Origin of the sequence: Nocardia miyunensis NBRC 108239, from assembly GCF_001613065.1 — a bacterium.
In the GTDB taxonomy this organism is placed as follows: Bacteria; Actinomycetota; Actinomycetes; order Mycobacteriales; family Mycobacteriaceae; genus Nocardia; species Nocardia miyunensis.
The window spans coordinates 236,942-261,880 of sequence record NZ_BDBQ01000001.1 but is presented as its reverse complement, the minus strand read 5'-3'; the positions used below and the strand labels follow the sequence as shown (position 1 = coordinate 261,880).

The following is a 24,939-nucleotide window of genomic DNA, read 5'->3' as shown; positions in this document are numbered from 1 at the left end:
TCTGCCACGACACATTAGACGATGATCTGACACCTTGTCTATATTTGCGCCGGGCTGCTGCTTCCGCGGAATTCGCGAGATGCTGCGTGTGAATGGTCGCCGACCGGTCTGCTCCGTCGGTTGGCCGTAGCGATCCATAGGGTCGATCTGACAATGTATGTCAAATTCGAGTGCCGCCGCCTCGGCCATCGCGCGTTCGCGGCCCTGTACTCAACCGGCAACCGGCCGAGCGGTACCCCACCCTCATCTTTGCGGGATCTCCGCGGTCGAGATTCAGTGGTTCGGGTCCGGCGGCATCATCGGATCTCGGTGGGTTTATATGGGTTCGAACTGGGAGACCCGCCAGTCGTGCCCGATCTCGACTAGATCGACGCGCACCGTGCTGGACATCGCCGCTGGCTGCGGATCGTCCGCGGTCGTCGTCGTCTGATCAATGAACACCAGTACGGTGGCGTGCCGATCGTCAGCGGACAGGACCGCTGATCCGGTCACACGAGCCCGGGTGTCGACCTTCTTCTCCTTGGCGGCCGGAATGACCACTTTCGTCGTGTAGTCCTGGTAGTAGCGCAGGAAGTCCCCGGTGAGCTTGCCCGCGGCGGCGGAGAGGTCGGATTCGACGGTATCGGGCTTGTAGGACAGCATCGCGACAGCATCGTCGCCAGCGATCCGTGCCGCGTCGGCGCGAGTCTGTTCGGTCGCGCTATCGCGCGAGTATTCGCCGGTGTACTGGGTCGCGGCCAGGCCGACGGTCACGAGCGCCAACAGCGCGAAACCGCCGAGCGCCACTGTGCGCGCACGGGACCGGTCGGCATCGGAGACCGCTGCGGCCACCACCACCGTATCGGCGAGCTTGTCCGAGAAAGTCTGGCACCGGGCATCGCGCAGCGGCCAGAACCAGCCGACCAGCAGCGGGACGGTGTCCACGACGTGGGCGGTCTCCCGGAACAGTGCACGGACGACACCCAGCGGCCCGGCACCGGGCGTCCGTTCGGTGCAGATGCCGAACAGCGTCTTGCCGATCGTGCGCCCGGTTCTGCCCTGCCGGTATCCGATATTCCAGATCGTCGCGGCCGCAACCGCCGCCGCGACGACGACGGCGGGCACCTGCACCCAGGCATCGGACGCGGCGACGGTCGCGGTCAGCAGCGCCACCGCGATGACAGCGGCCGGACAGGCGGTGTCGGTCGCGAAGGCCAGCGCCCGTGCCCGCCAGCTCGCGAACTCGGAACCCGGGGTGCCGGCGCCGACGGGGGGCTCGGCCGCATCCGCGTCACCTGTGATGTCTGTGCTCTCGATGGTCGCGGTGTCGAGACCCGGATCGGTTTCCGGTGTGGTCGCTGTCGTATCGCTCACCTGAGTGGTCATGACGGCACGTACTCCATCTTTGCGATCTTCAGTCGTCCCGCGTCGGGGGCGACGGTTACCCGGAGCCGGAAGGTCCGTTGCTCATTGCTCGCACCGGCGGAATTGGACACCTTCGAGTGGGCGGCTACGAGGACCTGTGCGGTGCCGTCGCCGTTGAGGTGTTCCAGCCCGGCCGCGGTGATCTCGGCGGTGGTCACAACCTTCGCCTTCTGCACGACGTCGATGAAAGGCTGTGCCTGTGGCGTGAATTCGTCACGCCACCCCCCGGTGGCATCGTCGAGGACGCGCTGTACGTCGTTCTGCGCGGAGTTGAAGTCGACGCTGAGGATATTGACCACCCCCTGCCGGGCGGCCTGCACGTAGGCCAGTCGAGTATCGGCCTCGTGGACCGAATTGCGGTGTGCCACCGTGAGATACACGCTGGCTCCGGCGGCGGCGACGGTGACCGCAGCCGTCAGCGCCGCGGCGGCGAGATATCGCTTGCGCCTCCTGGTCTTCGGGTCCGGTGTCGGTGTCGAATCCGGCTCGGTTCGTGGATCCGTCCGGGCCGCGGATTCGGGTACCTCGCCGGCGGCGGTGCGGGTGAGCTGTTGTTCGAGCTTGGCCCTCGCCGCCTCGGCCGCGGCCAGCGCGGCGAGGGCGGCCTCCTGTGCGGCGAGTGCTTCGGCACGGGCGGCCTCCAGGTCGGCCCGCTCGGCGCTCACCGGGTGGGTGTCAGCATCATCTGCCATGACGACTCCTTCCGTGTTGCCGCGGCCGCCGGCGCGACATTTTCCAGGGTGTAGCTGCGCCCATCGGGGCCCACGTAGGAGCCGTCGCCAGGGTTGTATCGGGCAACGGCGACCGATGGCTTCGCCTCGTCCGGCGATGGTCCGACCTCGCGGTACGCGCTCGGCCGATACTGCGGGTTGTCGAGATATGGCCGGCTCTCGCCGATCCAGGGGTTGGTGCCCTGCGGCCGATAGTTTTCATCGCTGTCGCACATCTGCGCGGTCGGAGCCCGTTTGCCTGGATGACCCATGCACGGGTAGTTGCGCGCGCCGCGGACCACATCTCGGGCGGACTGCGGCAGTGCACAATAGAGCGGTTGAGCGGGCCGGGTCGGGGCGTCCTGCGCACTGCCGTCGCGGCGCTGCGTGGCGGGCAGGTAGCCGACCGTGCAGGGTTCGGGCAGGTTCAGGTTGAGGTTGAACGACAGATACCCGGCGTGGGTGGATTTCCGATTCGGATAGGTGACGACGTCCATCGCGCTCGCGGCCTGCGGCAGCAGCACCAGTACCTGCTCGAGCGACGGGTTGTAGGTGACCGCCACCTGGCCGAGGCTGACCAGGTTCGCCAGCAGGATCGGCGTTGTCGGGCGCAATTGCTGGAACAGCGCTGTGGCCTGGTCGGCGGCGGCGCGGCCGGATACCAGCAAATCGCGCACCTGCTTGTCATCGGCGGAGAGCTGCCCTGTCAGCGAGGCGACGTTGTGTGCCCACGACCGGATCGTGGGGTCGCTGGCCTGCACGGCGTCGAGTACCGGCTCGGAATCGGTCAGCAGCGAAGTGATCGCGGGCAGATTGTCGTGGGTGGCGCCGACAAGTGCGTGCGACGCGTCGAGCAGGCGGGCCAGCGAGGGACCCGTGCCGTGGAAGGCGTTGTAGCTCTCGTCGATGAGGGTCTGCAGATTGCCCTGCGGCAGGGCGTCGAGACTACGGTTGACCGTGTCGAGCAGCGGTCCGATGTCCTGCGGCACCGAGGTCCGGTCGACGGGGATGACATCGCCGTCGCGCAGATATGGCGCCGCGTCGGTGCGTGGTGTGAGATCGATGTACTGCTCGCCGATTGCGGATCGGCTGTGCACGGCCGCGTCCAGGTCGGCGGGAATCTTGATGCGGCTGAACATACTGAGGGTCGCAGTGACGCCGTTATGATCGGGTTGCAGGTCGACCACCCGGCCGACGGTCTCCCCGCGGTAGGTGACGTTCGCCGTTTTGTAGAGATTGGCGTTGTAGGTCAGCTCCACCTTCACCTGATATCGGCCGACGCCGAGCAGCGCCGGGATCTGCATGAACTGGACGCTCATGACCGTCAGCGAGATGACCGTGAGCACCGTGAAGATGATCAGCTGGGTACGGACGAACGTGGTCAGCTTCATCGGTGACCCCCCGATACAGGTCCGGTCAACGGGTTGGGGGTGCCCAGCCCGGGCTGGCGGCTCTGCGTGCGTCCCAGCGTCGTTTCCAGGGCGGTGAGCTGCCCTTCCCACGGCGTGCCCTGCATCATGGAGTTGTCGAGGCGGCCGAGGGTGAGGTCGATGGTGGCGCTGAGATTCGCGTAGTCGCCACGGACCCATTTCGGCATGCTGATCTCCGGCCACGGAAGCGTGGTGTAGAAGCCGAGCGATCGGGTCAGGTCTTGGCCCGCGTCGGCCAGGCCGGTCAGGGCGGGTTGCAGGTTGCGCAGGTTGGCGATGATGTCGTCGCGGCTGCTGGTGACGATATTGCCGGCGGTATCGGCGAAGTCGCCGACCGCGGTGGTCGCCGTGATGAGGTTGTCGCGCTGCTGGTCGAGTACCTGCAATGCCGGCGGTATGGCCCGCAACGCATTCGCGAGGACATCGTTCTGGCGGTTCACGGTATCGGCCAGATGGTTCAACCCGGCCATCGCTGCGACGATGTCGCCGCTCTGCCGCTGCAGGCGATCGGTGAAGGTGTTCAACTGGTCGAGCAGGTTGCGAAGGCTCGCTTCGTGGCCGGTCAGCGCGGCGTTCAGTTCCTTGTCGATCTGCTGCAGTTGGCCCAGGCCCCCGCCGTTGAGCACCATCGACACCGTGGCGAGGGTCTGTTCTGTGGTCGGATACTGGCCGGCACGCTCGAGCGGTATGACGTCACCGTCGTGTAGCTGCCCGGTTGCCGGCACCCCGGTCGGCGGGGCCAGTTCGATGTGCTGGCTGCCGAGCAGGCTGGTCTGCCCGATCGCCGCGGTCACATTGGCGGGGAGCACGACGCCACGATCGATGCTTACCGTGACCAGTGCGTGCCAGCCCTGACGCTGGATCCGGGTTATCGAGCCCACATTCACATCGGCCACCCGGACCCGCGAATTCTCTTCTATCGCAGTGACATTCGGCATCTGGATCTGTATGTGACAGGAGCCGGCGCCGTGTCCTTCCGCGCCGGGTAGCGGTAGTGAGTTGGGGCCGCGCCACTGTCCGCAACCGCTGATCAGCAGTAGCGCCACCGCACAGCATGCCGTGACGGGTGCGCGACGTGGACGCCGGAATTTCCGATAAGTGGTCATCGCTGTCCTGTCCGGCCGAACAACCCGGGCAGGCCGCTGTCCGCTGCGACCGTTGCACCGGCGCCCCCGGGATAGGGGTTGAGGAATGGCTCGCTGAAGTCGACCTGGTCGCGTCGTGCCTGGACGCCGATCACCGGATTGACACCGACCGGCGGGTAGTTGAATTTGATGCTGTTCAGCACCGGTCCCAGGTACTGCACGCACAAGTTCGCGGCCGCGGCTGCGCCGAGTTGGCTGGCGGCCTGGATTGCGCCGCAGATGAATTGGACCGGATTCGCCATGTTGGGGACGGCGAGCGCGCCGGTCAGCGCGCCCTGCGCCGGCTGGTAGATGTTGTAGAAGTTGGCGAAGGCGTTCGGCGCGACGTGCAGGATCTGTTCGACGGTCGCTTTGTTGTCGTTCAGCATCGTGGTGACCGAGGCGAGCTGATCGACTGAATGCTGGAGCCGGTCGCGGTTGTCGGCCACGAATTGCTGGATATCGGCGGTGACCGCGTCCAAATCGGACAGGGCCGTGGACAGTTGGGTGTCCGAATCGACCAGTACCTGGCTAACCGAGGCCAGATGCCCGTTGATCTCGACGATCTGCTGGTCGCTGGCGGCCAGCGCACTGACGAATACCTGCAGATTGCGGACGGTGCTGAACAGATCGTTGCGGCTGCCGGCGATCGTGCTCATCGCGTCGGACAGCTTCGTGATGGTGTCGTTGAGTCGATTTCCGTTGCCCTTCAACGCATCTGCCGCGGAGTTGATGAACGACCCGAGCGGCCCGGCCGGCTGGTCGCCGGTCGGGCCGAGCGACTGCGTCAGCCGCTCGAGCTGCTTGCGGAAATCGTCCCATTCGACCGGAACGGCGGTCCGGCTGATATCGATGGTGTCGCCGTCGGCCAGCTGCGGTCCGCCGCTGTAGGCCGGGGTCAGCTGGATGGCGCGTGAGGACACCAGCGAGGGCGACAGGATGACGGCCTTGGCGCCGCGGGGGATCTCGACCGAGGAGTTGTAGTGGAAGCTGACCTTCATCCGGCGGCCGTCCGGCACGATGTGGTCGATGCGACCGATCTTCAGCCCCAGGAGCAGGACGTCATCGCCCTCGTAGAGGCCGTCGGTGTTGGTGAAATATGCGGTGACATCGATCCGAGTCAGGATCGAATGGATGTACCACCCGGTGGCGGCCAGCACCGCCACCAGGACAACGGCGCCGAGACGGATCAGGATGCGGCGGGAAATCGGCGACCCCGCAGGGATGGGAATCCTCATCGCGGACCTCCGATCCCCGGGATCGCGGGTAGTGGCGGGATCGCCGGCAGGGGCGGGGCGGGCGGCAACGGTGGTGATGCGGGCGGCGCCGCAGTGCTGGGTCCGGGCGCGGAAACGGGTGGCGTGATGCTGCCGCCGGCGTTGTGCACGGGACCGCCGAGAATTCCGGGATTCACGCCGGTCTTGGCGAACGCGGCATCGATGAACGGCTGCAGGAACTGTCCCGGCAGCAGGTTGCCGACATACGCCTTGAAGAACGGCCCGGAGGCGACCGATTCACCGAGTGAGAGCGCGTACTGACTCAGTGGCAGCAGGGTCTTCTCGATCTCCTTCTTTCGTTTGTCGAGCAGATCGGCGACGCCGTTCAACCGGTCCAGGACCGGGCCGAGTTGCTGCCTGTTGTCCGCGATCAGCCCGGAGAGCTGCCGCGAGGTCGCGGCGATGTTCGTCAGCAGGACCGACAATGCCTGGCGTCGCTCGTCGAGTGCTTGGAACAGTACGTTGCCGTCCAGAATCAGCGCGTTGAGCTGGGTGCTGCGTTTGGATAGCACGTCGGTGACGGCCGAGGCGTTGGAGAGCAGATCCTTCAACAGATCGTCGCGCTTATCGATCGACGTCGACAACCGGGTCACCCCGTCGAGCGCGGCGCCGAGATCGGGCTGGGCCTTGTCCAGCGTGCCACTCAGGACATTCAGCGCGTTGGTCAGATCGTCGGTCTTCAACCCGCTGATGGTGGTGGTCAGATCGCCGAGTGTGTCGGTCAACAGGTACGGCGTCGAGGTGTGTGCGGTCGAGATGATCGCGTTCGGCCCGAGTTCGGCGCGCCCACGGGGGCGTAGCTCGAGCATCTTGCTGCCCAGCACGGTGTGCGTCTTGATGGCGGCTTCGGTGTCGGTGCCGAGCCGCACGCCGTCCGCGGAGAATCGGACCAGCACCGTGGTGCCGTCGAGTTGCAGACTCGACACCTTCCCGACCTGGACGCCCGCGACTTCCACCGGCGAACCCGCTTTCAGGCCCGCCGCCTCGGCGAACTGTGCGCGATATTCGCGGTGTGCGCCCAGATAGGCGACCTTGTCGTAATTCTGGGCGGTCAGGACCGTCGCCACGGTGACGACCAGTCCGATCAGCCCGATCCGGAATGCATTCGCTGCTGCGCTCATTTGGGTGGAGTACACCTTCCCGCTCGCTGACCGGCGATTTTGACATACGCGGGATCGCCTTTCGGCCCGTTGACCTTCAGCGTGACATCACAGAGATAGAAGCTGAAGAAGTCGCCGTAGAGCCCGAGCCTGCTCAATCGGGCGTAATCGGAGGGCAGCCGCGACAACAGCCCGTCGACGTAGTCGTGGTCGTTGTCGATATTGCCGCTCACCGTGCCCAGCTGGGTCACATCCGAGGTGATGTCGGTGTGTGTGACATTCAGCAGCGAGGCGAGGTTCCCGGACGCCGAGCCGATATGGGCCAATGCGTCGGCTACCGGTTGTGATTGCTTCGAGATGCCACTGATCAGTGACTGTAGATTGTCGATCAGGGAGTCGAATTGTTTGTTGCGGTCGTTGACGGTTCCGAGTACCGCATTCAGATTCGCTATGACCTCGCCGATCAATTGGTCGTGGTCGGCCAGTGCGGCGGTCAATTGCGCGGTGTGGTCGAGGATTCCGGCGATGGTGCCGCCCTGCCCCTGCAGGGTGGCGATCAATTCCGAGGACAGTTTGTTCACCTGACCGGGATCCAATGCCTTGAACAGCGGGCGGAAGCCGCCGATGACAGCATCGAGATCCAAGGCCGGTGCGGTGTGGTCGGCTGGGATGGTGGCACCCCGGGGCAGCCCGTCGGTCGGTCCGGGACCCTCGCTCAATTCCATGTACCGGTCGCCGACGAGGTTCTCGTAGCGGATCTGTGCGCGCGTCGCCTCGGTCAGCGTCACGTCGCTGTCCAGTGAGAAGTCGACCCGTGCCCGGGTGTCACCCGTCACCGACACCTTTGCGACTTGGCCGACCTCCACCCCCGCAATGCGCACGAACTGACCCGATTTCAGGCCTGAGACATTGTCGAATATTGCCGAATAATCCGAACGGCTGTCGAAACGAAGCTTTCCGAAAACGACCACGATGGCGAAGAGGAAAAGGCTCATAGTTACGGCGAAAACGACGAACTTGAGCATATTTGAGCTAATTCTCATCAGCGCCCCTTACCGGCCAGCGCATTACCGAACAGATACTGGATGACGCTGGGGTCGCCCAACTTCGGATGATCGCTGTCGGGTCCGTTCTGTGGGGCGCCGGTGTTCATTCTGAGGTACGGCGCCGGATAGTTGTTCCAGGTTGTCGGCGCATAGCAGCCCGGCTCGGTGCGCGGTCCGCCCTTCGCGGCCACGACCGGGAGGTTCTCCGGGTAGCTGTAGGGATTGTCGCCGGCCAATAGTCCGACGTCCAGGGAGGCCGAATATCCGGTCTCGTCGACGACCGACGGCTCGATGGCCGCATCCGTCGCGCCGAGATGGAACATGCAGGGAAATTGGGGACTGTACTTCGCCAGCAGGGCCGTCGTCGGTGTCAGCAGGCGCATGGAGTCGACCATTCCGTGTCGGTTGTCGCCGAGAAAGGTGTTACCGTTCGCGCCCAGGCCGATCGCGGAAACGAGCAGTGCGGCAACATCATCCTTCTTTTCGACGATCGAATCGGACGTCACGGTCGTACTGCGCAGGATGGACATCAGGTCGGTGCCGGCATCACCGAGTGTCCGGGTCACGGCGGCGGTGCCACGCAGGTCCCTCTGCAGTTGGGGCAGTTGGGGATTCAGCTGTGTCAGGGTGTCGTCGAGTTGATCGACGGTCTGGCCGAGATCGTTGCCGCGTCCGTGCAGCCCTTCCGAGACCGCGGTGAGGGTGGTGTCGAGTTTATCCGGTTCGATCCTGTTCATCACCGCCACGATCTCCTGGAATACGGTGTTGATCTCGGTGGTGACGCCGCGTGTGTGAATGCGCGCTCCGGCGGCCAGGGATGTGCTCGCCGGGCCGTCCGGAGTAACCAATTCGATGTATTTGGCGCCGAATATCGTCGTGGGCTTGATTTCGGCCACCACATTCGACGGGATTTTATGCAGTTCGGAGGGATCGAGGGCGAGCGAGATCGTGGCGTTCTGTCCGGTGGTACCGACCCGGTCGACGTGGCCGATCTCGACGCCGTGCAGCTTGACCTTGGAACCGACCTCCATGATGAGCCCCGACCGCGGCGAAACCACTGTCGCCGGAACGGTGGCCACGAAGTCGCCGCGAAAGGACGCCACGCAGAAAACGACGAGAGCGGTAACCGAGCCGACGAAAACGACCGAGATGACCTTGTACGGCGGATTTTTGTCGTGCGACCGCGGTGCGCGACCGAGCATCATGCCTCCTCATCCCGCGAGATTGAAATTGCCCGAGGTGCCGTACACCGCCAGGGAGACCAGAAGTGTGACCATCACGACCGCGACCAGCGAAGCGCGCACGGCACGTCCCACGGCATGACCGACCCCGGAGGGACCGCCGGCGGCGTGGAAGCCGTAGTAGCAGTGGATGAGCATTACGGTCACGGCCATCGTGATTGCCTGGACAAATGACCACATGAGGTCCGTCGGCCGCAGGAATGTGTAGAAATAGTGGTTGTAGACGCCGGAGGACTGACCGGCCAGGAATGTGGTGTAGACCTGGGACGACAGAAATGACATCAGAACGGCCATCGAATAAAGCGGAATGATGACGATCAGCCCGCCGATCACCCGCGTCGAGACGACATAGGAAATCGAGCGGATCGCCATGACCTCCAGTGCGTCGATCTCCTCGCTGATCCGCATGGCGCCGATGCGCGCGGTGGCCCCGGCCCCGATTGTCGCCGCGAGGGCGATACCGGCGGTTACCGGCACGACGATGCGCACATTGATGAATGCCGCGAAGAAGCCGGTCAATGCCTCGACGCCGATATCTCCGAGGGATGCGAAGCCTTGGATCGCCAGCAGCGCGCCCGCCGACAGGGTCATGAACGCGACGATGACGACGGTGCCGCCGATGATCGCCAGTGCGCCGGTGCCCATTCCCATTTCGGCGACGATGCGCAGCATCTCCATACGGTAGGTCCGCACGGCGTGACCCATCTGCCGGAACCCCTGGTAGAAGAACCACCCCTGATGTCCGACGTGATCCATCGCCCGGCCGGGCATGGCGAGCCGGTGCGCCACCCGGGGGTACCGACTTCGAAATACCGATATTTCCTCAGTCATTCGTTATCCCAACGTTGCCTTGACGCCGACCGCGGTAACCACGACATTCACCGCGAACAACGCCATGAACGCGTAGACCACGGTCTCGTTGACCGCATCGCCGACTCCCTTCGGTCCGCCTTTGACGGTTAGGCCCATATGGCTGGCGACCAGTGCCGCGATCAGCCCGAACAGGCCCGCTTTGACTTCCGAAATGACCACCTCGGGCAGGCCGGTGACCAGCGTCAGGCTCGATACATAAGCGCCGGGGGTCACGTTCTGCACGTACACCGAGAACAGGAATCCGCCGATCAATCCGATGGTTACCACCAGTCCGTTCAGTAACAACGCGACGATCGTCGACGCGAACACCCGCGGCACCACCAGTCGCTGTATGGGATCGATGCCCAGGACCTTGATGGCGTCGATCTCCTCCCGGATCGTCCGGGAGCCGAGGTCGGCGCAGATGGCGGTGGCACCGGCCCCGGCGACGATGAGCACCGTAACCAGAGGACCGACCTGCGTCACCGCGCCGAGTCCCGCTCCGGCGCCGGACAGATCGGCGGCACCGAATTCTACGAGCAGGATGTTGAGCGTGAAGATCACCAGCACGGTGAATGGAATGGCGACCAGCAGAGTCGGAAGCAGGGCGACGCGGACCAGAAACCAGCCCTGCTCGAAGAACTCCGACCACTGATACGGCCTCTTGGTCGCGGCGCGAGCCGTGGCCGCGCACATGGAGAAGAACCCTCCTACCGCGGACACCGGCACGCGCAGCCTGTGGCCCAGTGGCCCATCGGGTTTCGGCTGCACCGTGTCCTCCTGGATGTACCTGTCGGATGTGCATACCGAGCTGTGCCGACCGTCACATCCATCGTCGGCAACCAAAATGACATAGTCGTAAAAAAAGATCAATAGGTTGAATAGATTAGATGAATAAAACTTAGGCTGGCCCAACAAAATCACAGTTGAGCGCCGGGTACTGTGTGCAGGTGGGGGCGGGAATCGGCTGCGACTGGGCGCATTTCATGGACGGCTGACCATGAAATGGCCGTAGGGGGCCGCTTCAGCTAATAGTCGGCGAGAGGCCTGTCCGGCCCGCCCGCCTGGGATACGCGGGGAGCCGGTCAGCTCTGTCGGCGAGAAGCCGCGCTCGCACCGTCGTGAACGAGGCCAGGTGTATCAAGATCGAGCCGGACCATCCGCTGGATCGAGCCTGCCTGCTCGGTTGCGGTTTCGTCACCGGGTGGGGGTCGGCGGTCTACGCTGCCGGTATCCGGCCCGGTCACAACGTGGTGGTCGCCGGAGTCGGCGGCGTCGGTGCGGCGGCGGTGTAGTGCGCGCGCTTGTTCGGGCGCGAACCATCGTCGCGATCGATCCCGCCGAGTCCAAGCGCGAGGCGGCCCTGTGGATGGGAGCCACCCATGTGGGGGCCTCCTGGGACGAGGCGCCCGAGGTCGTGCGCGAGGCAACCTGGAACCGCGGTGCCGACCGGTTCATCTGCACGATGGGCGTGGGCGAGGGTCGCCTGATCGAAGAGGCGCTGGCGATGACCGCCAAGCGCGGCGAGCTGATCGTCACCAATATTCATCCGATGGCCGCGCGGGAGGTCTCGGTCAACATGATGGATCTGACTCTGACCGAGAAGCGGATCATCGGTAGCCTCTACGGCTCGGCGAATCCGCGTGCGGACATTCCGAATATCCTGGAGCTCTGGGGCAATGGTCAGGTCGACCTGGATGCGGTGGTGAGTCGCACCTACCCGCTGGAGAAGATCAACGACGGCTACGATGATATGCGCCGGGGCCGCAATTTGCACGGTGTGCTGCGCTATCCGGTGGCCGACGCCGCAGCACAGGGGCAGGCGGCTCTTCCGCGCCGTGTCGCACCGGCGCGGTGGGGGAGTCTGCGGACATCCCCTCACCTCGGCCCGGTCAGAAGTTTGTTCCGCCATCGATGTTGATCAGCGCACCGGTGAGAAATCCGGCCCGTGGCGAGAGCAAGAACGCGATGAGCTCACCGACCTCGTGTGGCTGGCCCGGCCGCCCCAGCGCCGCGGTGAATCCCCATTCTTCGACCATGACGCGTTCGAGTGCCTCCTCGCGCGGGTAACCGCGTTCGGCGGCGAGGTAGTCGCGCACCGCGCGCAGCGAGTCGGTCTCGACCGCGCCCGGGCAGACGCAGTTCGCCCGAATACCCTGATTCCCATACTCTTTCGCGATTCCCTTGGTGAATACGGCCACCGCGCTCTTGAGCCCGGCGAAGGGCAGGCGGGCGATCTCGGGTGACCTGATCGAGTAGGCGGCCGTCGTGACGACAGTGCCCTTGGTCGCGATCAGATGCGGCAGTGCTGCCTCGATCGTGCGGGTGGTGCCGAGCACGACGTCGCGAAACGCGGCGGTCCATTGCTCGTCTGTGGCCGATATCGGGTCGTGACCGGTAGTGCCGGTGGTGACCGCTACACCGTCCAGCCGGCCCAGGAATTCGACCGCTTGCGCGATCGCTTGGGCGGCCTGGCCTTCCTGCGCGGCGTCGAACGACAGGCTGGTCACTCGGGTGGCCCCGGCCTCGGCCAGTTCGGCGGCGGCTTTCACGCCGCGTTCGCGATCGCGCCCGATGACCACGATTGCCGCGCCGTCCTCGGCGAGCGATCGCGCGGCGGCGAGCCCGATGCCCGCCGTCCCGCCGAGGACCAGATAGCCCTTGTCGCGCACTGACAGATCCATGTGGACGTCCTTCCCGAGACCGTTCGAAAGTGATGACTGTGATGTCAGAAATCTATGCAGGTCCGTCACTGTATAGGTGTGACGGCGTGAACGGAAGTTGCGATAGTCGTTCTTAACACCGGTATTGAACTGGTGGTTGACGGTTGTGACTGCAGTCATTAGATCACGCAGTGTCAGAAACTAGATTCCGGATCCGACCCCGTCGACGTACTCCCAGAACGTGAACAAGGAGGTGCGCCCGTCGGATCTGGTCCGCGAGCACATCTGGGGCTGTTTCATCGATGACGGTGAGGGCATCTGCTCGCCGCGAGGCGATCGGTGTGGACAACATCCTGCGGGAGTGCGACTACCCGCACTCGGACTGGCCCAACAGCCGCGAGTTCACCGGCAAATTGCTGCAGGAGGTTTCCGACGCCGATGCGCACAAGGTCGTCGAACTGAACGCCCGCAAGCTGTTCAAATTCCCCGCGTCAACTGAAAGCGCGTCAACGGAAAGGCGAATCATCTTGGCTCACAAGGACATCGAGGCCGCGGACTGGGTGGATCAGGATCTGCTCACCAGGCGGGAGGCGGGTGAACGCCTGGCTGAGGAGATCGTGGGCCGGCCGCAATGGAATCGAATCGCGATTCGCTCCGGCATTCGGCAGCAACGGAGCGTTGAAGTTCAATTATTTATCTATACAATCGACTGAGGCCGGTGGGCGCCGACCGATAACCGTGCGGACAGGGGTCAACGATGACAGCCGAAGTATCCGGTGCGATCAACACCGACGATCTGCCGATGGCCGATGATCGCGACGGTGCCTGGCGCGTCATGCGTCGACATCCCCTGGTGGAGGTTGAGGGCGGCTTGGCGGTGACCCACCGCGATCTCATCGAGACTGTGCTCAAGCAGCCCTCGATCTTCTCCTCGAAGAAGGCGTTCGATGTGCTGGGGAGTCCGATTCCGCTGGTTCCGCTGGCCTTCGACCCGCCCGAGCAGGCCCGCTATCGCAGGATTCTGCAGCCGTTCTTCAGTCCACGCGTGATCAACCCGAGGGAGCCGGAGCTACGGCAGCAGGTGATCGACCTCATCGAGCCGATCGCGCGGCGGGGCAGCTGCGATTTCGTCGCTGAGATCGGCGCGGTCTTCCCGGTCCAGGTCTTTTTGACGCTGTTCGGTCTGCCGCTGGAAATGCGTGATCAGTTCGTCGAGTGGAAGGATGCGGTGCTCGGTTTGACCAGCGCCGCGGGTGAGACCTCGGTCGACGCCGCTACCCAGGAGGGGATGCAGAAGGCGGCTGAGCTGTTCGTGTACCTGACGGATCTGATCCAGAAACGGCGTGGTCAGCCCGGCGAGGACGTCCTGAGTCAGGTGCTCGCCCTGACGGGTGACGATGCGCTCAGCGATGAGGAAGCCACCGGTTTGTGCTTCCTGTTCGTGCTGGCCGGTCTCGACACGGTCATGGACGCGCTCGGCTTGGGCATGCAGCGGCTGGCCGAAAATCCGGACAAGCGACGGCAGATCGTGGACGATCCGTCCTTGATTCCGGCAGCAACCGAGGAATTGCTGCGATTGGATCCACCGGCTCCGTTCCTGCCGCGCGTGACGAGCGAGGAGACGGAACTTGGCGGACGAGCGTTGCCGGCTGGTACCCGGGTGACCGCCTATCTGGCGGCGGCCAATCGTGACGAGGATCGCCACCACGACCCGTATGCGGTCGACTTCCATCGCGGAGTGAATCCGCACATCAGTTTCGGGATGGGCGTACATCGCTGCCTGGGATCGCATCTGGCCAGGCTGGAGATGCGCATCGTGTATGAGCAGTGGCATACGCGGATTCCGGACTACTGGATCACGCCGGGCACGACCCCGCGGGTGGGCTGGCCGCGGGGCACCACCGGACTCGAATCTCTGCACCTGACGTTCGGGAGAGAGGCCGGAGAATGAAGGTCACGATAGATCACAGCGTCTGCACCGGGCACGGCATGTGCTATGCGAATGCGCCGGAGGTCTTCGTCGACGACGAGCAGGGGTACGGACAGGTCGCCGGGGGTGGCGTAGTGGCGGATCGGCTAGCCGAGTCGGCCCGCCGCGGTGCCCGCAGCTGTCCCGAGCGAGCGATCAGCGTAGTCGAGCGCAGCGACCAATAGAGTGACATTAATGTCAAGTAATGATCGCTAATGAGCCTATTCGATCGATAATGACCAGGTACAGCGGGTTGCGAAAGAGTGACACTAGTGCCAGAATTGGAAGTCGATGGGGATTTCGGCTGCGATCCGGTATCGCCCGGAGTCCGCCGAAGACGTGACGACGAGCGAGGAAACAGCCGATGATCGGAGCCAATGAGGCCGCAGACGTGCTGGTCGATTTCGACTGGTGGCAACAGACCGACCAGGCGGAGCGAGATGCCCGGTTCGACGCCCTGCGCCGGGACAACCCGCGGGCTTTCGTCCCGCTCGGTGGTGGACCGGACCGGACGAAGGGTTTCTGGGCGTTGACCCGCCATGCCGATCTGCTCGAGGTGAGCCGGCGACCCGAGGATTTCGCCTCGGGGGAGGGCACTCAGATTTTCGACCAGCCGCGCGCGTTGCGCGAGTATCGGGGGTCGATCATCGATATGGACAATCCGGAACACTCCCGGGTCCGCAAGATCGTGTCCCGGGGATTCACCAACAAGAGCCTGGAATCAATTCGCGGCCTGGTCGAATCGACCACCCAGGAAATCCTCGACGCGATGCCCTCCACGGGGGAATGCGACTTCGTCGCCACTTTCGCGGCGCTTCTTCCGCTTCGAATCATCAGCGTCATGCTCGGCATTCCGCAGGAGCACGAGGCGGATATTCTCGCGGCGACGAACACGATCCTGGGTGCCTCGGACGCCGAATACATACCCGACCAGTCCGCCGCGGGTATCGCCGGTGCGGTGACCGAGGCCAGCGAACGGCTGATCGAGCTGTTGCAGAATCTGTCCGAGGAACGGATCGCCAATCCACGTGACGATGTGATCAGCATGCTGGTCGCCGCGAAGGAAGGCGACAATCTGACCCCGCAGGAGATGGCGAAATTCTTCATCCTGCTGGTCGGGGCCGGCAACGAGACCACGCGCAACGCACTGACGCACGGTGTATACGCCCTGAGTCGGCGCCCCGAGCAGCGCGACAATTGGATGGCCGACTATCGCGCGTCGGCACCCACCGCGATCGAGGAAATTCTGCGTTGGGCGAGCCCGGTGATCCACATGCGCCGCACCGTGACCCACGACGGCGTCCAACTCGGTGATCAAGTGTTCTCCGAGGGGGACAAGGTCGTGCTGTGGTACACCTCGGCCAATCGCGACGACGCGGTGTTCGAGGACCCGTATGTTTTCGATATCGCCCGCAATCCGAATCCGCACTTGGCATTCGGTGCGCCTGGGCCGCACTTCTGCCTGGGCGCGCACTTGGCGCGGCTGGAGCTGAATATCGCATTCGAAGCCCTGTATTCGCGCTTTCCCGACCTCGAGGCCGTCGGCGAACCGACGCTGCTGCGCTCGAATTTCGTGAACGGCATCAAACATCTGAATGTGAGGTACACGCCCCGATGACCGATGCGCTCCTGCAGAAGATCGACAGCGGCGTCCTCACGATCACTCTCGAGCGGCCCGAGGCAGCCAATGCCATCCGCCCCGACCAGCTCGATCGCATTGACGAAGCGGTCGAGGCGAACGGCACCGGCTCGGTCTACTCGTTCTCCACGGTGTATGTCGACGACCTGGAGCCGTTCGCATCGCGGTTGCCGTATATCGCTGCGGTCGTCGAACTCGACGAGGGGCCGCGAGTGGTGACCAATATCGAGGGAATCGACCCCGCCGACGTGCGTATCGGCATGCCGGTGCGGGCCGCATTCCGCGAAATCGTCGACCCGACATACGCGGTCGTGTTCACGCCGATCGAGGCATGACGATCGTTACCGAACAATGAGGAGAGGATCGCCCAGATGAGCGGATTGCTCGACGGAAAGGTCGCGTTGGTGACCGGAGCCGGACACGGCATCGGGCGCGGGCACGCCCTGGAATTGGCCAAGCACGGCGCCACAGTGATCATCAACGATCTGGGAACGTCGGTTTCCGGTGAGGGAACCGGCAAGGTAGCCGATGAGGTCGTGCGCCTGATCGAAGACCGCGGGGGCAAGGCGATCTCCGATTTCAGCAACGTCGGGGACGAGGAGCAGATCGACCTGCTCGTCGAGCGAGCGTATTCCCAGCTCGGCCGATTGGATATCGTGGTCAACAATGCCGGTATCGTCCGTGACCGCGCGATCTGGAATATGAGCGCCGATGATTTCGACTCGGTGATGCGAGTCCACGTTCGCGGCACCTGGCTCACCAGCCGAGCGGCGGCGCGCAAGTGGCGAGAGGAATCGAAGGCCACCGGTGCGAAGGTGTACGGCCGCATCATCAATACGACCTCCGGTGCGGGGCTGCACGGTCACTTCGGCCAAACCAACTACAGCGCCGCCAAGGCGGCGATCGTCGCGCTCACCCAGACGCTGAGTCTCGAGCTGGCCTCGATCGGCGCCACGGTCAACGCGATCAGCCCCGGCGGTCGCACGCGCATGTCGGCGACCATGTCCGGTGCGGGGACGCCGATCGAGCCCGGTGAACTCGGCGAGGACGAGTTCGATCCCAAGGACCCGTCACTGGGTTCACCGGTGGTCGCGTGGCTGGCAAGCCCCGAGGCGGCGCACGTCAGCGGGCAGGTCATCCGGGCCATGGGCGACACCATTCAGCTGATGCGGGGCTGGACCTCGGCGGCGGCCGCGTCGAGTGATGGAAAGCGCTGGGACGCGAACAAACTCGGCATCGTCATGGGTACCGATATTTTCGGCACCCGAGCGCCCGGCCTGCGCCTGGGCGGATAGGAGCCGAGGGGAACACATCGGTAACGGCCGGCGCTCATTGGGCAGGCCGTGAGCCCGGAACAGGCCTCGTCGACGAGTTCGGGCGCGACGTCGAGATCGGCGCGGAGCGCGAATCCGTCGTCGTCGAGTTCGTAGGGTTGCGGTGCCACGGCCGCGCACTGGCCGTGTCCTTCGCGCCGGCCGAGATCGATGTGAATGCGCTAGCGGGTGCTCATGGTGTGTTCCTTCTCGGCGGTAGCGGATTGTCGGCGTCGAATTGCCCGTGATCGCCGCTGGCCCTGGTCGTCGAATGCCGAGGCGGTCGGCTCCGGGGCGTTCCAGTAGCCGCGCATCGAACAGCCGCTCTTGATGCGCACCCGTCCGATTGCGCCGACCGGTAGCGGTGCGCCGCGCCGCCGGATTGCGGGCGACCGACGGTGCGGTACAACCCCTCCGGGGGATCACCGGGCAACCTGCCGGCCGACTGGATCTGATGCCCGGCTGACCGGCGCCTGGGAGCTGCCCGAGGAGTTCCGGCTGCTGCGCGACACCGTGCGTGGATTCATGCGGACCGAGGTACATCCTCTCGAACAACGGCTGCCGCACGATGTCGCCGGGTTGCCCCGCGAGCAGCTGATTACCTTGCAGGACAAGGCCCGTCGGCTCGGCTTGTGGGCGCTGCAGATACCGGAGCGGTTCGGTGGCGCCGGGCTGAGTGTGCTCGGCCAGGTCGTGGATGACTTCCGGGCCGACGTCTCGATGATCGCCGACCGGCTGCTCGAGCCGAATCGATAAGAGCCGCTGATGGTTTCGCAGCTCCCTATATCCGAGCGCACGACATCGGAATACGCCGAACTGGCCGAGACCTCTCGCAGGTTGCAGGCCGCCGTGTGTGCGGCGGCCCCGCCGCCGGACATCATCTGTCGGATGGTTCACGAATTTGGTTGCACCACAGCGGAATTGGATAGCTACCAGTGTCGGAACAGGAACGTCCGGCACATCAGCGGCCCCGGAGGTGACGCATCCGTCGCTGATTCCGTATGTCATCACCGAGGTCGGTGCGACACGGCTGGTGGCAGTTGCCCAGTTCACCGACGCACATCTCGGCGGATCCGGCCGCCGAGCGGAAAGTGTCTACTTCCGGCTGCCGTGATTCCGGATAGCGCAGTCCCCGTTCACAATTCGACCCATCCCGCACCCGCCGAGCTCCGGCGCGCGGCGGTGACGATGCGCTGGACCCGCAGTCCGTCCGCGAGACCGGGTACTTCGGGGGTCGGCTTTCCGTCGAAGGCCGGAAGCCAATCTTCGAGCAGCAGCGCCAGTTGCCGCGCCGCTCCGTTGCGCGCTCCGCCCTCGAAGGACAGGGCACCGGAGCGTGGGATGCGGGATGAGCCGGGTGAGGTGATCAGTCCGGGCTCCTCGGCGGTACCGGCCAGCAGGGTGCGTTCGAACAGTGTGCCCTCGATGGCTACAGCACCGGCGCTGCCGGTGATGTCGAGGTGGTAGGACGCCCCCGCGTGCAGGCCCATCGCGGTCAGCGTGTGGGTGGCCACGACCCCTGACTCGAAACGAATCAGCAGCGATGCGGTGTCGTCGGCGTCGATCTCGAGCAAGGTGCCGTCCGGGCGCTGCCGGGTCGGCACGGTGGTACGCACGTCGGCGCACACCGCGCGCGGGTCCCCGAACAACCAGCACAGGTAGTCGAGGTCGTGGGCGCCCAGGCCGAGCAGGTAACCGCCACCGTCGGCGCTGCGATACATCCATTCCGATTGCAGTGGATGGGCTGGATGCCAATAGTCGACCCGGGCGCTCACCCGCGCGGAATACGGTGTGCCGAGGTGGCCGGCGGAGATCAGTTCGCGCGCCGCGTACTTCTCCGGTGACCAGCGGTCCTCGAAACACACCGCGTGGGCCACACCCTTGTCCTCGGCGCGGGTGAGCATATCGCGCGCGTCGTCGTCGGTGAGCGCCAGCGGTTTCTCGCACAGCACATGCTTTCCCGCCTCGACCGCGGCGAGGACCTGATCGTGGTGGGCTACCGTCGGCGTCGCGATGGAGATGACATCGAGGTCGGGACGCCGGACGAAGGCGGGCCAATCGGTGCTCAGATCCGTGATTCCGGTACGGCCGCCGGCCTTTTCGACGCTGGCGCCGGTTCGGGCGCACAACGCCACCACCTCGAATTCCGGGACCGCCCGGAACGCGGGTACCTGCACGTGCACGCCCCATCCGACGCCGATTATCCCGACTCTCAACCGATCGGACACCGCTTCTCCTTGTTCGTGCTGACGTTCCGCAGGTGTTGTGTACGTACCTACTTCGGCATGCCGAGCACTCGCTCGGCGAGGATGTTGCGCATGATCTCGGTGGTGCCGCCGGCGATCGTGGCCGAGCGCGACATCAGGTAGTCGCGCTGTGCGGCGGCGCCGGTCGCGGAGGTGATCGCGGCGGGACCGAGCACCCGCAGGTGGGTGTCGCCGATCGCCTGCATTGTCGTACTCCAGACCAGTTTGATCACAGAATGTTCGGCGCCCGGTGCACCACCGGCGGCGATCCGGCCCAGCGCGCGTTTGCCCAGGAGTCCGACCGCGCGCGCCTCGCTGAGCCGGTCGGTGAGTTCGGCGCGGGCATGCGCGGCCAGGTCGTGGTCGGTCAGGGTGGTGACCAGATCGAGGACGGTCTGTTCGAGACGTCCGGCCATCATGATCACCCCGGCGCGTTCGAAGCCGAGTGTCGTCATTGTTACCTTCCACCCCTCGTGCAACGGGCCCAGCAGTGCACTTCGCGGCACACGGACGTCGTCGAAGAACACCTCGGCGAATCCGCCTTCACCGGTGATCTGGGTGATCGGGCGGCGGGTGATTCCGGCGGTGTCCATCGGGACCAGCAGGGCCGAGATCCCCTTGTGCGGGGGCGCCTGCGGGTCGGTGCGCACCAGCAGCAGGCAGTGCGTGCCTTCCATACCCTCCGAGGTCCAGATCTTCTGGCCGTTGACGATGAATTCGTCGCCGTCGAGCACTGCCCGGGTGCGCAGACTCGCGAGATCACTACCCGAGCCGGGCTCGGAGAAGCCCTGACACCACACTTCGGTGCCGGCCTGGATGGCGGCCAGGTGTTCGCGCTGCTCCGCGGTGCCGTAGTGCATCAGGGTCGGGGCAACGTTGTTCACACCCAGGACTCCGGCCAGCATCGGCGCGCGTGAGCCGGCCAGTACCTGGTCGCAGGCGACCTGATCGACGATCGAGAGCCCACGTCCGCCGAATTCCTTCGGCCAGTGCGGTGCGATCCAGCCCGCCTCGTGCAGCCGCTGCTGCCAGGACAGCCGGGCGGGGAAGGAATCGTCGGCGCCCCATCGGGCATGATGCAGCGGCAGCAAGGTTGCGACGGCGGCCGCGAGCTCGGCGGCGGGGCTGCCGGGGGCGACCTCGGTGGCCACGGTCGACGCGGCGGCGTGCCGCGTGGGGTCCAGGCACTCGCGGGCGGCGCTCGCACCGCCGAACAGCGGGGCCGAGGCCCCGGCCCGGCGATAGTAGAGGTGCGCTTCGTGCTCCCAGGTGAAGCCGACCCCGGCCAGAACCTGGATGTAGTCCGCGGTGACGTGCTGTGCGGCCGTGATGGATTCGAGCAGCGCCAGGGCGACTGCCCGATCCAGGGCAGCGGCGCCCGCGCCGGAATCCAGCAACTCGGCGACCTCTCGGGCGGTGGCTCGCGCCAGTTCGACGTGCGCCAGCATGTCGGCACACTTGTGCTTGACGGCCTGCAACGCGCCGATCGGCTTGCCGAATTGTTCGCGTACAGCAGCGTAATCGACTGCGGCCCACAGACAGTGGCTCGCAACGCCGATCGATTCGCTCGCCAGGGTCAGTCCCGCGGTGACCAGACTGCGCCGCATCGCCGCCACCGCATCGTCGCCGGCGGCCAGGACGGTAGCGACTGCCCGTTGCGCGGTCAGGGCACCGAGCGGCCGCAGCAGGTCGAGGCTCTGCGTCCGCTCTATGCGCACCGCCTGTGAGTCGGACGTGGACACCGCGACCAGCAGCGGCCCGGCTTCGCCGTCGGCGAGCAGGATGACGACGTCGGCTTCCGGAGTCAGGATCAACTCGGCTGAGCCGGACACCAGAACCCGGTCCGCGCTGTCACCGGCGACGGCATCGAATCGTCCCGCGACTGCGGGCATTCCGGTGTGCTCGGTCCACGCGACGGCCGGGACGCTTCGGCCCGAGGCGACCCGCGCCAGCAGTTCGTCGCCCGCGACGTTCGGTGAACTCAGCGCGCCGAGCGCACCCGCCACCGCGATGACCGGCACCGGCGCCACGACAGCACCGAGCGCTTCGGCGGCCACCGCGAAATCTGCCCAACTGCCACCGGATCCGCCCCGGGATTCGGGGACCGGCAGTCCAGCCACGCCCATCTCCGCGAGCTCCGACCACAGCGGAACCTCGCTGACCCGCTCGGGGTCCTGGACGAGCTTGTGCGCGGAACCGGGACCCCAATGGCGGCCGAGCAGCTGACCGATTGTTTCGACAAGCGACTGCTGCTCTTCGGTGTCGGCAACGACTACAGACGAATTGATCACAGGTTGTCCCCTCCGGCGCACACGAAGAACTTAATCATATAATTGATTATGCCATGTGGGATCAGTTGAGCCGACAGCGCGGTAAAGCGCCGGTCCGGCACGGACCGGTCAGCAAGCGCACGAAGTTCGGCCCGGTGGCTCTCGCTTGCGCCGAGACCGAGCAGAGCGCCTTCGTCCGCGATATCGCGCCTGATCGCGTCGCGGTCTACAACTGGATGCTCGGCTCGGCCGTGGCCGCGATATCGGGCATCCCGATAACCCGATCGTGCCGGTTGGCGCCCGTCGCCTGCAAGCTCGTCCGGTGGGCGCGATCTGGGTTCATGCAGGTAGGCGGCCTCGAGATGCGGCCAGCATATCCGCGACCGAGACGAATTTGACTCGGGGGCGGCCGTTCTGTTTGCCACGCTCGCGTTCAGCGGCATCGATGGCTCGCCAGCCGCTGCCGTCGATGAGATCGGGCTGACGCACGGCCAGCAGTGCGTGCAGGGTCCGCCGGTCGTGCCGGGGCGCCGGCAGCTTGCCTGCGGCGAAATCGTCCAGCAGACCGGCCACGGTTTCCTGAGCGCAGGCCTTGTTGGTTCCGATCACCCCGCGCGGACCGCGTTTGATCCAGCCGGTTACGTATACGCCGGTCATGGGCGTTCCGTCGGCGGCTGTCACTCGCCCCCGCTCATTCGGCACGATATGCCGGGACTCGTCGAACGGCAGGTCCGGTACCGGTTGCCCGCGGTATCCGACCGAGCGCAGCAGCAGTGACGTCGCGATCGTTTCGGTGCGATCTGTCGGTTGGGGGACGAGATCACCACCGGACTCGGTGAGTTCGTTGCGCACGATCGTGAGCCCGCCGACCCGATCGGTGCCCAGCACCTCCACGGGCGAAACGAGATACCGGAACACGATTCGTTTGCGGTCGGGATCCTGTGGTCGCTGTGAGTACTCGCGGGCAAGCTCGACCTTGAGGTGCGTCGACGGCTCGGTGTACGGATCGTCCAGTGCCGCCCGGCTGGCCGGGTCGAGCTCGAGTTCGGACTCGTCGATTATTACGTCCACCCCCGGTAACCGCTGCAGGGCAAGGAATTCCGGTGAGGTATAGGCGGCCTGGACCGGGCCGCGCCGCCCCAACAGGACCACCTCGCGGATCTTGCTGTCGCGCAGGGCCGCCAGCGCGTGATCGGCGATATCGGTCCGGGCGAGCTCATCCGGGTCGAGTGTGAGCACGCGTGCGATATCGATGGCCACATTGCCGTTTCCGACGATGACAGCGCGTTCACCCGACAGGTCGTATACGCGGTCCGCGTAATCGGGATGTCCGTTGTACCAGGCCACGAACTCACCGGCGGAATGGCTGCCGGGTAGCGATTCGCCGGGGATACCGAGACTGCGATCGGCCGCCGCGCCTACCGCGTAGATCACGCCGTGGTGGTATTCCATCAACTCCGCATGCGAAATATGTTTGCCCGCTTCGACATTGAGCAGATATCGGAAGCCGCCGTGCCGAGCCGTCGCCTCGAACATCGTGGTGATCGCTTTCGTGCCCGCGTGGTCCGGGGCGACGCCCGCTCGAACCAGTCCGTGCGGTGCCGGCAACCGATCGATCATCTCCACCTCGACGTCGGCGCGTCGCATCAACTCCTCTGCCGCATAGGCCGCCGCGGGTCCCGCCCCGATGATGGCGACTCGCAGAGTTCCGAGTTCCTTCGCTACCCGGCCGGGAGGCGCCGGTTGGATCATCTTCGCGTCCAGCGGATGCCGCTCGAAATAGTCGGCGTTGACCTCGGCGTATCGTTGCATACCCGCGGGCAGCTCGTCCTCGGAGTAGATCGCGTCGACCGGGCAGGCATCGGCACATGCGCCACAGTCGATACAGGTCTGCGGGTCGATGTAGAGCATCTCCGCAGTCGCGAAGTCCGGATCCTCGGGCCGGGGCCGGATGCAATCGACCGGACACTCCGACAAGCAGCTCGCATCATTGCAGCACCTTTGTGTCACTACGAAGGCCATAGCACGAGGTCCTCACATTTCTTGCGTCGCAACTACTTTCGGCACTTCCACGGATGAGGCCGATCACCCGGGGGTGGATGCGACTGGTCTATACGGTTTATTAAGTTCACCTATTGTACTGTATGGATCAGGTTCGTCGGTTTGCGGCCGGCGCGCGACTGCGCTGCCGAGCTACGTGAGCGTCGACGGGCCGAATCCGACAGGCGGTGTGCTCACATGGACGTGGCGACAATTTGGACCACCCGGTGGTCCCCCTCGGTGTGGACCGGCGCCATGCGGCTGATGATCGAACTGGGATGCCAGGTATGCGCCCTGGACATGCCGTCCGGTATCGGCAGGGCGGTCGAATCGGCAGCGCGGTCGAGGGGGTGGACCGTGCCGGTCTTCGAGTACCGGTCCGGTCAGTGGCTGATGTTCGCTACACCGGACCGGCCGGTGGCGGAGTCGGAACGCCGCGGGTTGCGACAGGCGGGCGTGACCGCCTTGGACACCGGGACGCTGGAACTGCCGATTCCGGGCGCGAACAGTCCCTATTGGTATCAGCACCCGCATTCGGCTCGGCCGGTGCCGTCACGGTCACAGCTGGTGAGTCTGGTTCTGAGCGCCCCGGCCAGGGAGTTGTCGGTCTAGGCT

Annotated in this window: 22 protein-coding genes and 3 pseudogenes; 10 read left to right on the top strand and 15 right to left on the bottom strand. The window is 65.2% G+C overall.

Annotation, left to right across the window (positions count from 1 at the left end; all coding sequences use genetic code 11):
• Positions 1-315: 315 nt before the first annotated feature.
• Genes NM2_RS47075 through NM2_RS01130 form a run of 10 tightly spaced genes read right to left on the bottom strand, consistent with a single transcriptional unit; the run spans position 316 to position 10,880 of the window.
• A complete protein-coding gene (locus NM2_RS47075) occupies positions 316-1,365 on the bottom strand; it encodes an RDD family protein (RefSeq protein WP_084530358.1) in 1,050 nt (349 codons plus the stop codon).
• Positions 1,362-2,096 (bottom strand): Rv1363c family protein, encoded by a 735-nt coding sequence (locus tag NM2_RS01170; protein WP_067663252.1) that lies wholly within the window; start codon positions 2,094-2,096, stop codon positions 1,362-1,364. Before NM2_RS01170 ends, NM2_RS47075 begins: the two co-directional genes overlap by 4 nt.
• The gene (locus tag NM2_RS01165) at positions 2,066-3,505 is read right to left on the bottom strand and encodes an MCE family protein (protein WP_067662578.1); all 1,440 of its coding nucleotides are present in this window, start codon (positions 3,503-3,505) and stop codon (positions 2,066-2,068) included. Before NM2_RS01165 ends, NM2_RS01170 begins: the two co-directional genes overlap by 31 nt.
• The gene (locus tag NM2_RS01160; protein ID WP_084530356.1) at positions 3,502-4,650 is read right to left on the bottom strand and encodes an MCE family protein; all 1,149 of its coding nucleotides are present in this window, start codon (positions 4,648-4,650) and stop codon (positions 3,502-3,504) included. The genes NM2_RS01165 and NM2_RS01160 overlap by 4 nt, the downstream gene beginning before the upstream one ends.
• Positions 4,647-5,906 (bottom strand): MCE family protein, encoded by a 1,260-nt coding sequence (locus NM2_RS01155; RefSeq protein WP_067662575.1) that lies wholly within the window; start codon positions 5,904-5,906, stop codon positions 4,647-4,649. The genes NM2_RS01160 and NM2_RS01155 overlap by 4 nt, the downstream gene beginning before the upstream one ends.
• On the bottom strand, positions 5,903-7,066 hold the full coding sequence (locus NM2_RS01150; RefSeq protein ID WP_067662572.1) for an MCE family protein: 1,164 nt from the start codon (positions 7,064-7,066) through the stop codon (positions 5,903-5,905). Before NM2_RS01150 ends, NM2_RS01155 begins: the two co-directional genes overlap by 4 nt.
• The gene (locus NM2_RS01145) at positions 7,063-8,040 is read right to left on the bottom strand and encodes an MCE family protein (protein WP_369690289.1); all 978 of its coding nucleotides are present in this window, start codon (positions 8,038-8,040) and stop codon (positions 7,063-7,065) included. The genes NM2_RS01150 and NM2_RS01145 overlap by 4 nt, the downstream gene beginning before the upstream one ends.
• A 47-nt stretch (positions 8,041-8,087) precedes the next feature.
• The gene (locus NM2_RS01140) at positions 8,088-9,293 is read right to left on the bottom strand and encodes an MCE family protein (RefSeq protein ID WP_169816083.1); all 1,206 of its coding nucleotides are present in this window, start codon (positions 9,291-9,293) and stop codon (positions 8,088-8,090) included.
• A 9-nt stretch (positions 9,294-9,302) separates the two neighbouring features.
• Entirely contained in the window at positions 9,303-10,163 is an 861-nt protein-coding gene (locus NM2_RS01135) for an ABC transporter permease (protein WP_067662564.1), read from the bottom strand.
• Positions 10,164-10,166: 3 nt separating this feature from the next.
• Entirely contained in the window at positions 10,167-10,880 is a 714-nt protein-coding gene (locus tag NM2_RS01130) for an MlaE family ABC transporter permease (protein WP_067662561.1), read from the bottom strand.
• A 419-nt stretch (positions 10,881-11,299) separates the two neighbouring features.
• Here NM2_RS01130 and NM2_RS01125 point away from each other — a divergent pair.
• Positions 11,300-11,991, top strand: a pseudogene (locus NM2_RS01125) (zinc-binding dehydrogenase); the annotation flags it as partial.
• 85 nt (positions 11,992-12,076) lie between these two features.
• Here NM2_RS01125 and NM2_RS01120 read toward each other — a convergent pair.
• Positions 12,077-12,868, bottom strand: a complete 792-nt coding sequence (locus NM2_RS01120) for an SDR family oxidoreductase (RefSeq protein ID WP_067662559.1) — start codon at positions 12,866-12,868, stop codon at positions 12,077-12,079.
• A gap of 320 nt (positions 12,869-13,188) precedes the next feature.
• Here NM2_RS01120 and NM2_RS52865 point away from each other — a divergent pair, with 320 nt between their 5' ends.
• From NM2_RS52865 to NM2_RS01090, 6 genes are all read left to right on the top strand, one after another.
• Entirely contained in the window at positions 13,189-13,560 is a 372-nt protein-coding gene (locus tag NM2_RS52865) for a hypothetical protein (RefSeq protein WP_369690288.1), read from the top strand.
• Positions 13,561-13,604: 44 nt separating this feature from the next.
• Positions 13,605-14,798: a cytochrome P450 gene (locus NM2_RS01110; RefSeq protein WP_067662547.1), complete on the top strand. Its 1,194-nt coding sequence runs from the start codon at positions 13,605-13,607 to the stop codon at positions 14,796-14,798.
• On the top strand, positions 14,795-15,001 hold the full coding sequence (locus tag NM2_RS01105; protein WP_067662544.1) for a ferredoxin: 207 nt from the start codon (positions 14,795-14,797) through the stop codon (positions 14,999-15,001). Before NM2_RS01110 ends, NM2_RS01105 begins: the two co-directional genes overlap by 4 nt.
• 179 nt (positions 15,002-15,180) lie before the next feature.
• Complete coding sequence (locus NM2_RS01100; RefSeq protein ID WP_067662541.1) at positions 15,181-16,434, top strand: cytochrome P450; 1,254 nt, start codon at positions 15,181-15,183, stop codon at positions 16,432-16,434.
• Positions 16,431-16,790, top strand: coding sequence for a Zn-ribbon domain-containing OB-fold protein (locus NM2_RS01095; protein WP_067662538.1), 360 nt, complete (start codon positions 16,431-16,433; stop codon positions 16,788-16,790). Before NM2_RS01100 ends, NM2_RS01095 begins: the two co-directional genes overlap by 4 nt.
• Before the next feature lie 36 nt (positions 16,791-16,826).
• On the top strand, positions 16,827-17,750 hold the full coding sequence (locus NM2_RS01090) for an SDR family NAD(P)-dependent oxidoreductase (RefSeq protein WP_067662535.1): 924 nt from the start codon (positions 16,827-16,829) through the stop codon (positions 17,748-17,750).
• 41 nt (positions 17,751-17,791) lie between these two features.
• Here the strand turns inward: NM2_RS01090 and NM2_RS52500 are convergent.
• Positions 17,792-17,941 (bottom strand): annotated as a pseudogene (locus NM2_RS52500) (ferredoxin); the annotation flags it as partial.
• Between the two features lie 289 nt (positions 17,942-18,230).
• Between NM2_RS52500 and NM2_RS51245 the strand changes: the two are divergent.
• Positions 18,231-18,464: pseudogene (locus tag NM2_RS51245) on the top strand (acyl-CoA dehydrogenase family protein); the annotation flags it as partial.
• 280 nt (positions 18,465-18,744) lie between these two features.
• On the top strand, positions 18,745-18,882 hold the full coding sequence (locus NM2_RS48630; RefSeq protein ID WP_157120828.1) for a hypothetical protein: 138 nt from the start codon (positions 18,745-18,747) through the stop codon (positions 18,880-18,882).
• Positions 18,883-18,904: 22 nt separating this feature from the next.
• On the opposite strand, the gene NM2_RS01080 is transcribed toward NM2_RS48630, so the two are convergent.
• The 3 genes from NM2_RS01080 to NM2_RS01070 all read right to left on the bottom strand — a co-directional run bounded on the left by NM2_RS01080 (position 18,905) and on the right by NM2_RS01070 (position 24,306).
• A complete protein-coding gene (locus tag NM2_RS01080; protein WP_157120827.1) occupies positions 18,905-19,996 on the bottom strand; it encodes a Gfo/Idh/MocA family protein in 1,092 nt (363 codons plus the stop codon).
• Between the two features lie 47 nt (positions 19,997-20,043).
• Positions 20,044-22,305: an acyl-CoA dehydrogenase family protein gene (locus NM2_RS01075; RefSeq protein ID WP_218025818.1), complete on the bottom strand. Its 2,262-nt coding sequence runs from the start codon at positions 22,303-22,305 to the stop codon at positions 20,044-20,046.
• A 318-nt stretch (positions 22,306-22,623) separates the two neighbouring features.
• Complete coding sequence (locus NM2_RS01070) at positions 22,624-24,306, bottom strand: FAD-dependent oxidoreductase (protein ID WP_067662529.1); 1,683 nt, start codon at positions 24,304-24,306, stop codon at positions 22,624-22,626.
• Between the two features lie 216 nt (positions 24,307-24,522).
• Between NM2_RS01070 and NM2_RS01065 the strand changes: the two genes are divergently transcribed.
• Positions 24,523-24,936 (top strand): hypothetical protein, encoded by a 414-nt coding sequence (locus NM2_RS01065; protein WP_067662525.1) that lies wholly within the window; start codon positions 24,523-24,525, stop codon positions 24,934-24,936.
• The last annotated feature ends 3 nt before the right edge of the window (positions 24,937-24,939 follow it).

Bases quoted from the DNA above. Each gene is read 5' to 3' on its own strand.
- NM2_RS47075 (WP_084530358.1), bottom strand. From the start codon at position 1,365: ATGACCACTCAGGTGAGCGATACGACAGCGACCACACCGGAAACCGAT.
- NM2_RS01170 (WP_067663252.1), bottom strand. From the start codon at position 2,096: ATGGCAGATGATGCTGACACCCACCCGGTGAGCGCCGAGCGGGCCGAC.
- NM2_RS01165 (WP_067662578.1), bottom strand. From the start codon at position 3,505: ATGAAGCTGACCACGTTCGTCCGTACCCAGCTGATCATCTTCACGGTG.
- NM2_RS01160 (WP_084530356.1), bottom strand. From the start codon at position 4,650: ATGACCACTTATCGGAAATTCCGGCGTCCACGTCGCGCACCCGTCACG.
- NM2_RS01155 (WP_067662575.1), bottom strand. From the start codon at position 5,906: ATGAGGATTCCCATCCCTGCGGGGTCGCCGATTTCCCGCCGCATCCTG.
- NM2_RS01150 (WP_067662572.1), bottom strand. From the start codon at position 7,066: ATGAGCGCAGCAGCGAATGCATTCCGGATCGGGCTGATCGGACTGGTC.
- NM2_RS01145 (WP_369690289.1), bottom strand. From the start codon at position 8,040: ATGAGCCTTTTCCTCTTCGCCATCGTGGTCGTTTTCGGAAAGCTTCGT.
- NM2_RS01140 (WP_169816083.1), bottom strand. From the start codon at position 9,293: ATGCTCGGTCGCGCACCGCGGTCGCACGACAAAAATCCGCCGTACAAG.
- NM2_RS01135 (WP_067662564.1), bottom strand. From the start codon at position 10,163: ATGACTGAGGAAATATCGGTATTTCGAAGTCGGTACCCCCGGGTGGCG.
- NM2_RS01130 (WP_067662561.1), bottom strand. From the start codon at position 10,880: ATGTGCGCGGCCACGGCTCGCGCCGCGACCAAGAGGCCGTATCAGTGG.
- NM2_RS01120 (WP_067662559.1), bottom strand. From the start codon at position 12,868: ATGGATCTGTCAGTGCGCGACAAGGGCTATCTGGTCCTCGGCGGGACG.
- NM2_RS01110 (WP_067662547.1), top strand. From the start codon at position 13,605: ATGACAGCCGAAGTATCCGGTGCGATCAACACCGACGATCTGCCGATG.
- NM2_RS01105 (WP_067662544.1), top strand. From the start codon at position 14,795: ATGAAGGTCACGATAGATCACAGCGTCTGCACCGGGCACGGCATGTGC.
- NM2_RS01100 (WP_067662541.1), top strand. From the start codon at position 15,181: ATGATCGGAGCCAATGAGGCCGCAGACGTGCTGGTCGATTTCGACTGG.
- NM2_RS01095 (WP_067662538.1), top strand. From the start codon at position 16,431: ATGACCGATGCGCTCCTGCAGAAGATCGACAGCGGCGTCCTCACGATC.
- NM2_RS01090 (WP_067662535.1), top strand. From the start codon at position 16,827: ATGAGCGGATTGCTCGACGGAAAGGTCGCGTTGGTGACCGGAGCCGGA.
- NM2_RS01070 (WP_067662529.1), bottom strand. From the start codon at position 24,306: ATGGCCTTCGTAGTGACACAAAGGTGCTGCAATGATGCGAGCTGCTTG.
- NM2_RS01065 (WP_067662525.1), top strand. From the start codon at position 24,523: ATGGACGTGGCGACAATTTGGACCACCCGGTGGTCCCCCTCGGTGTGG.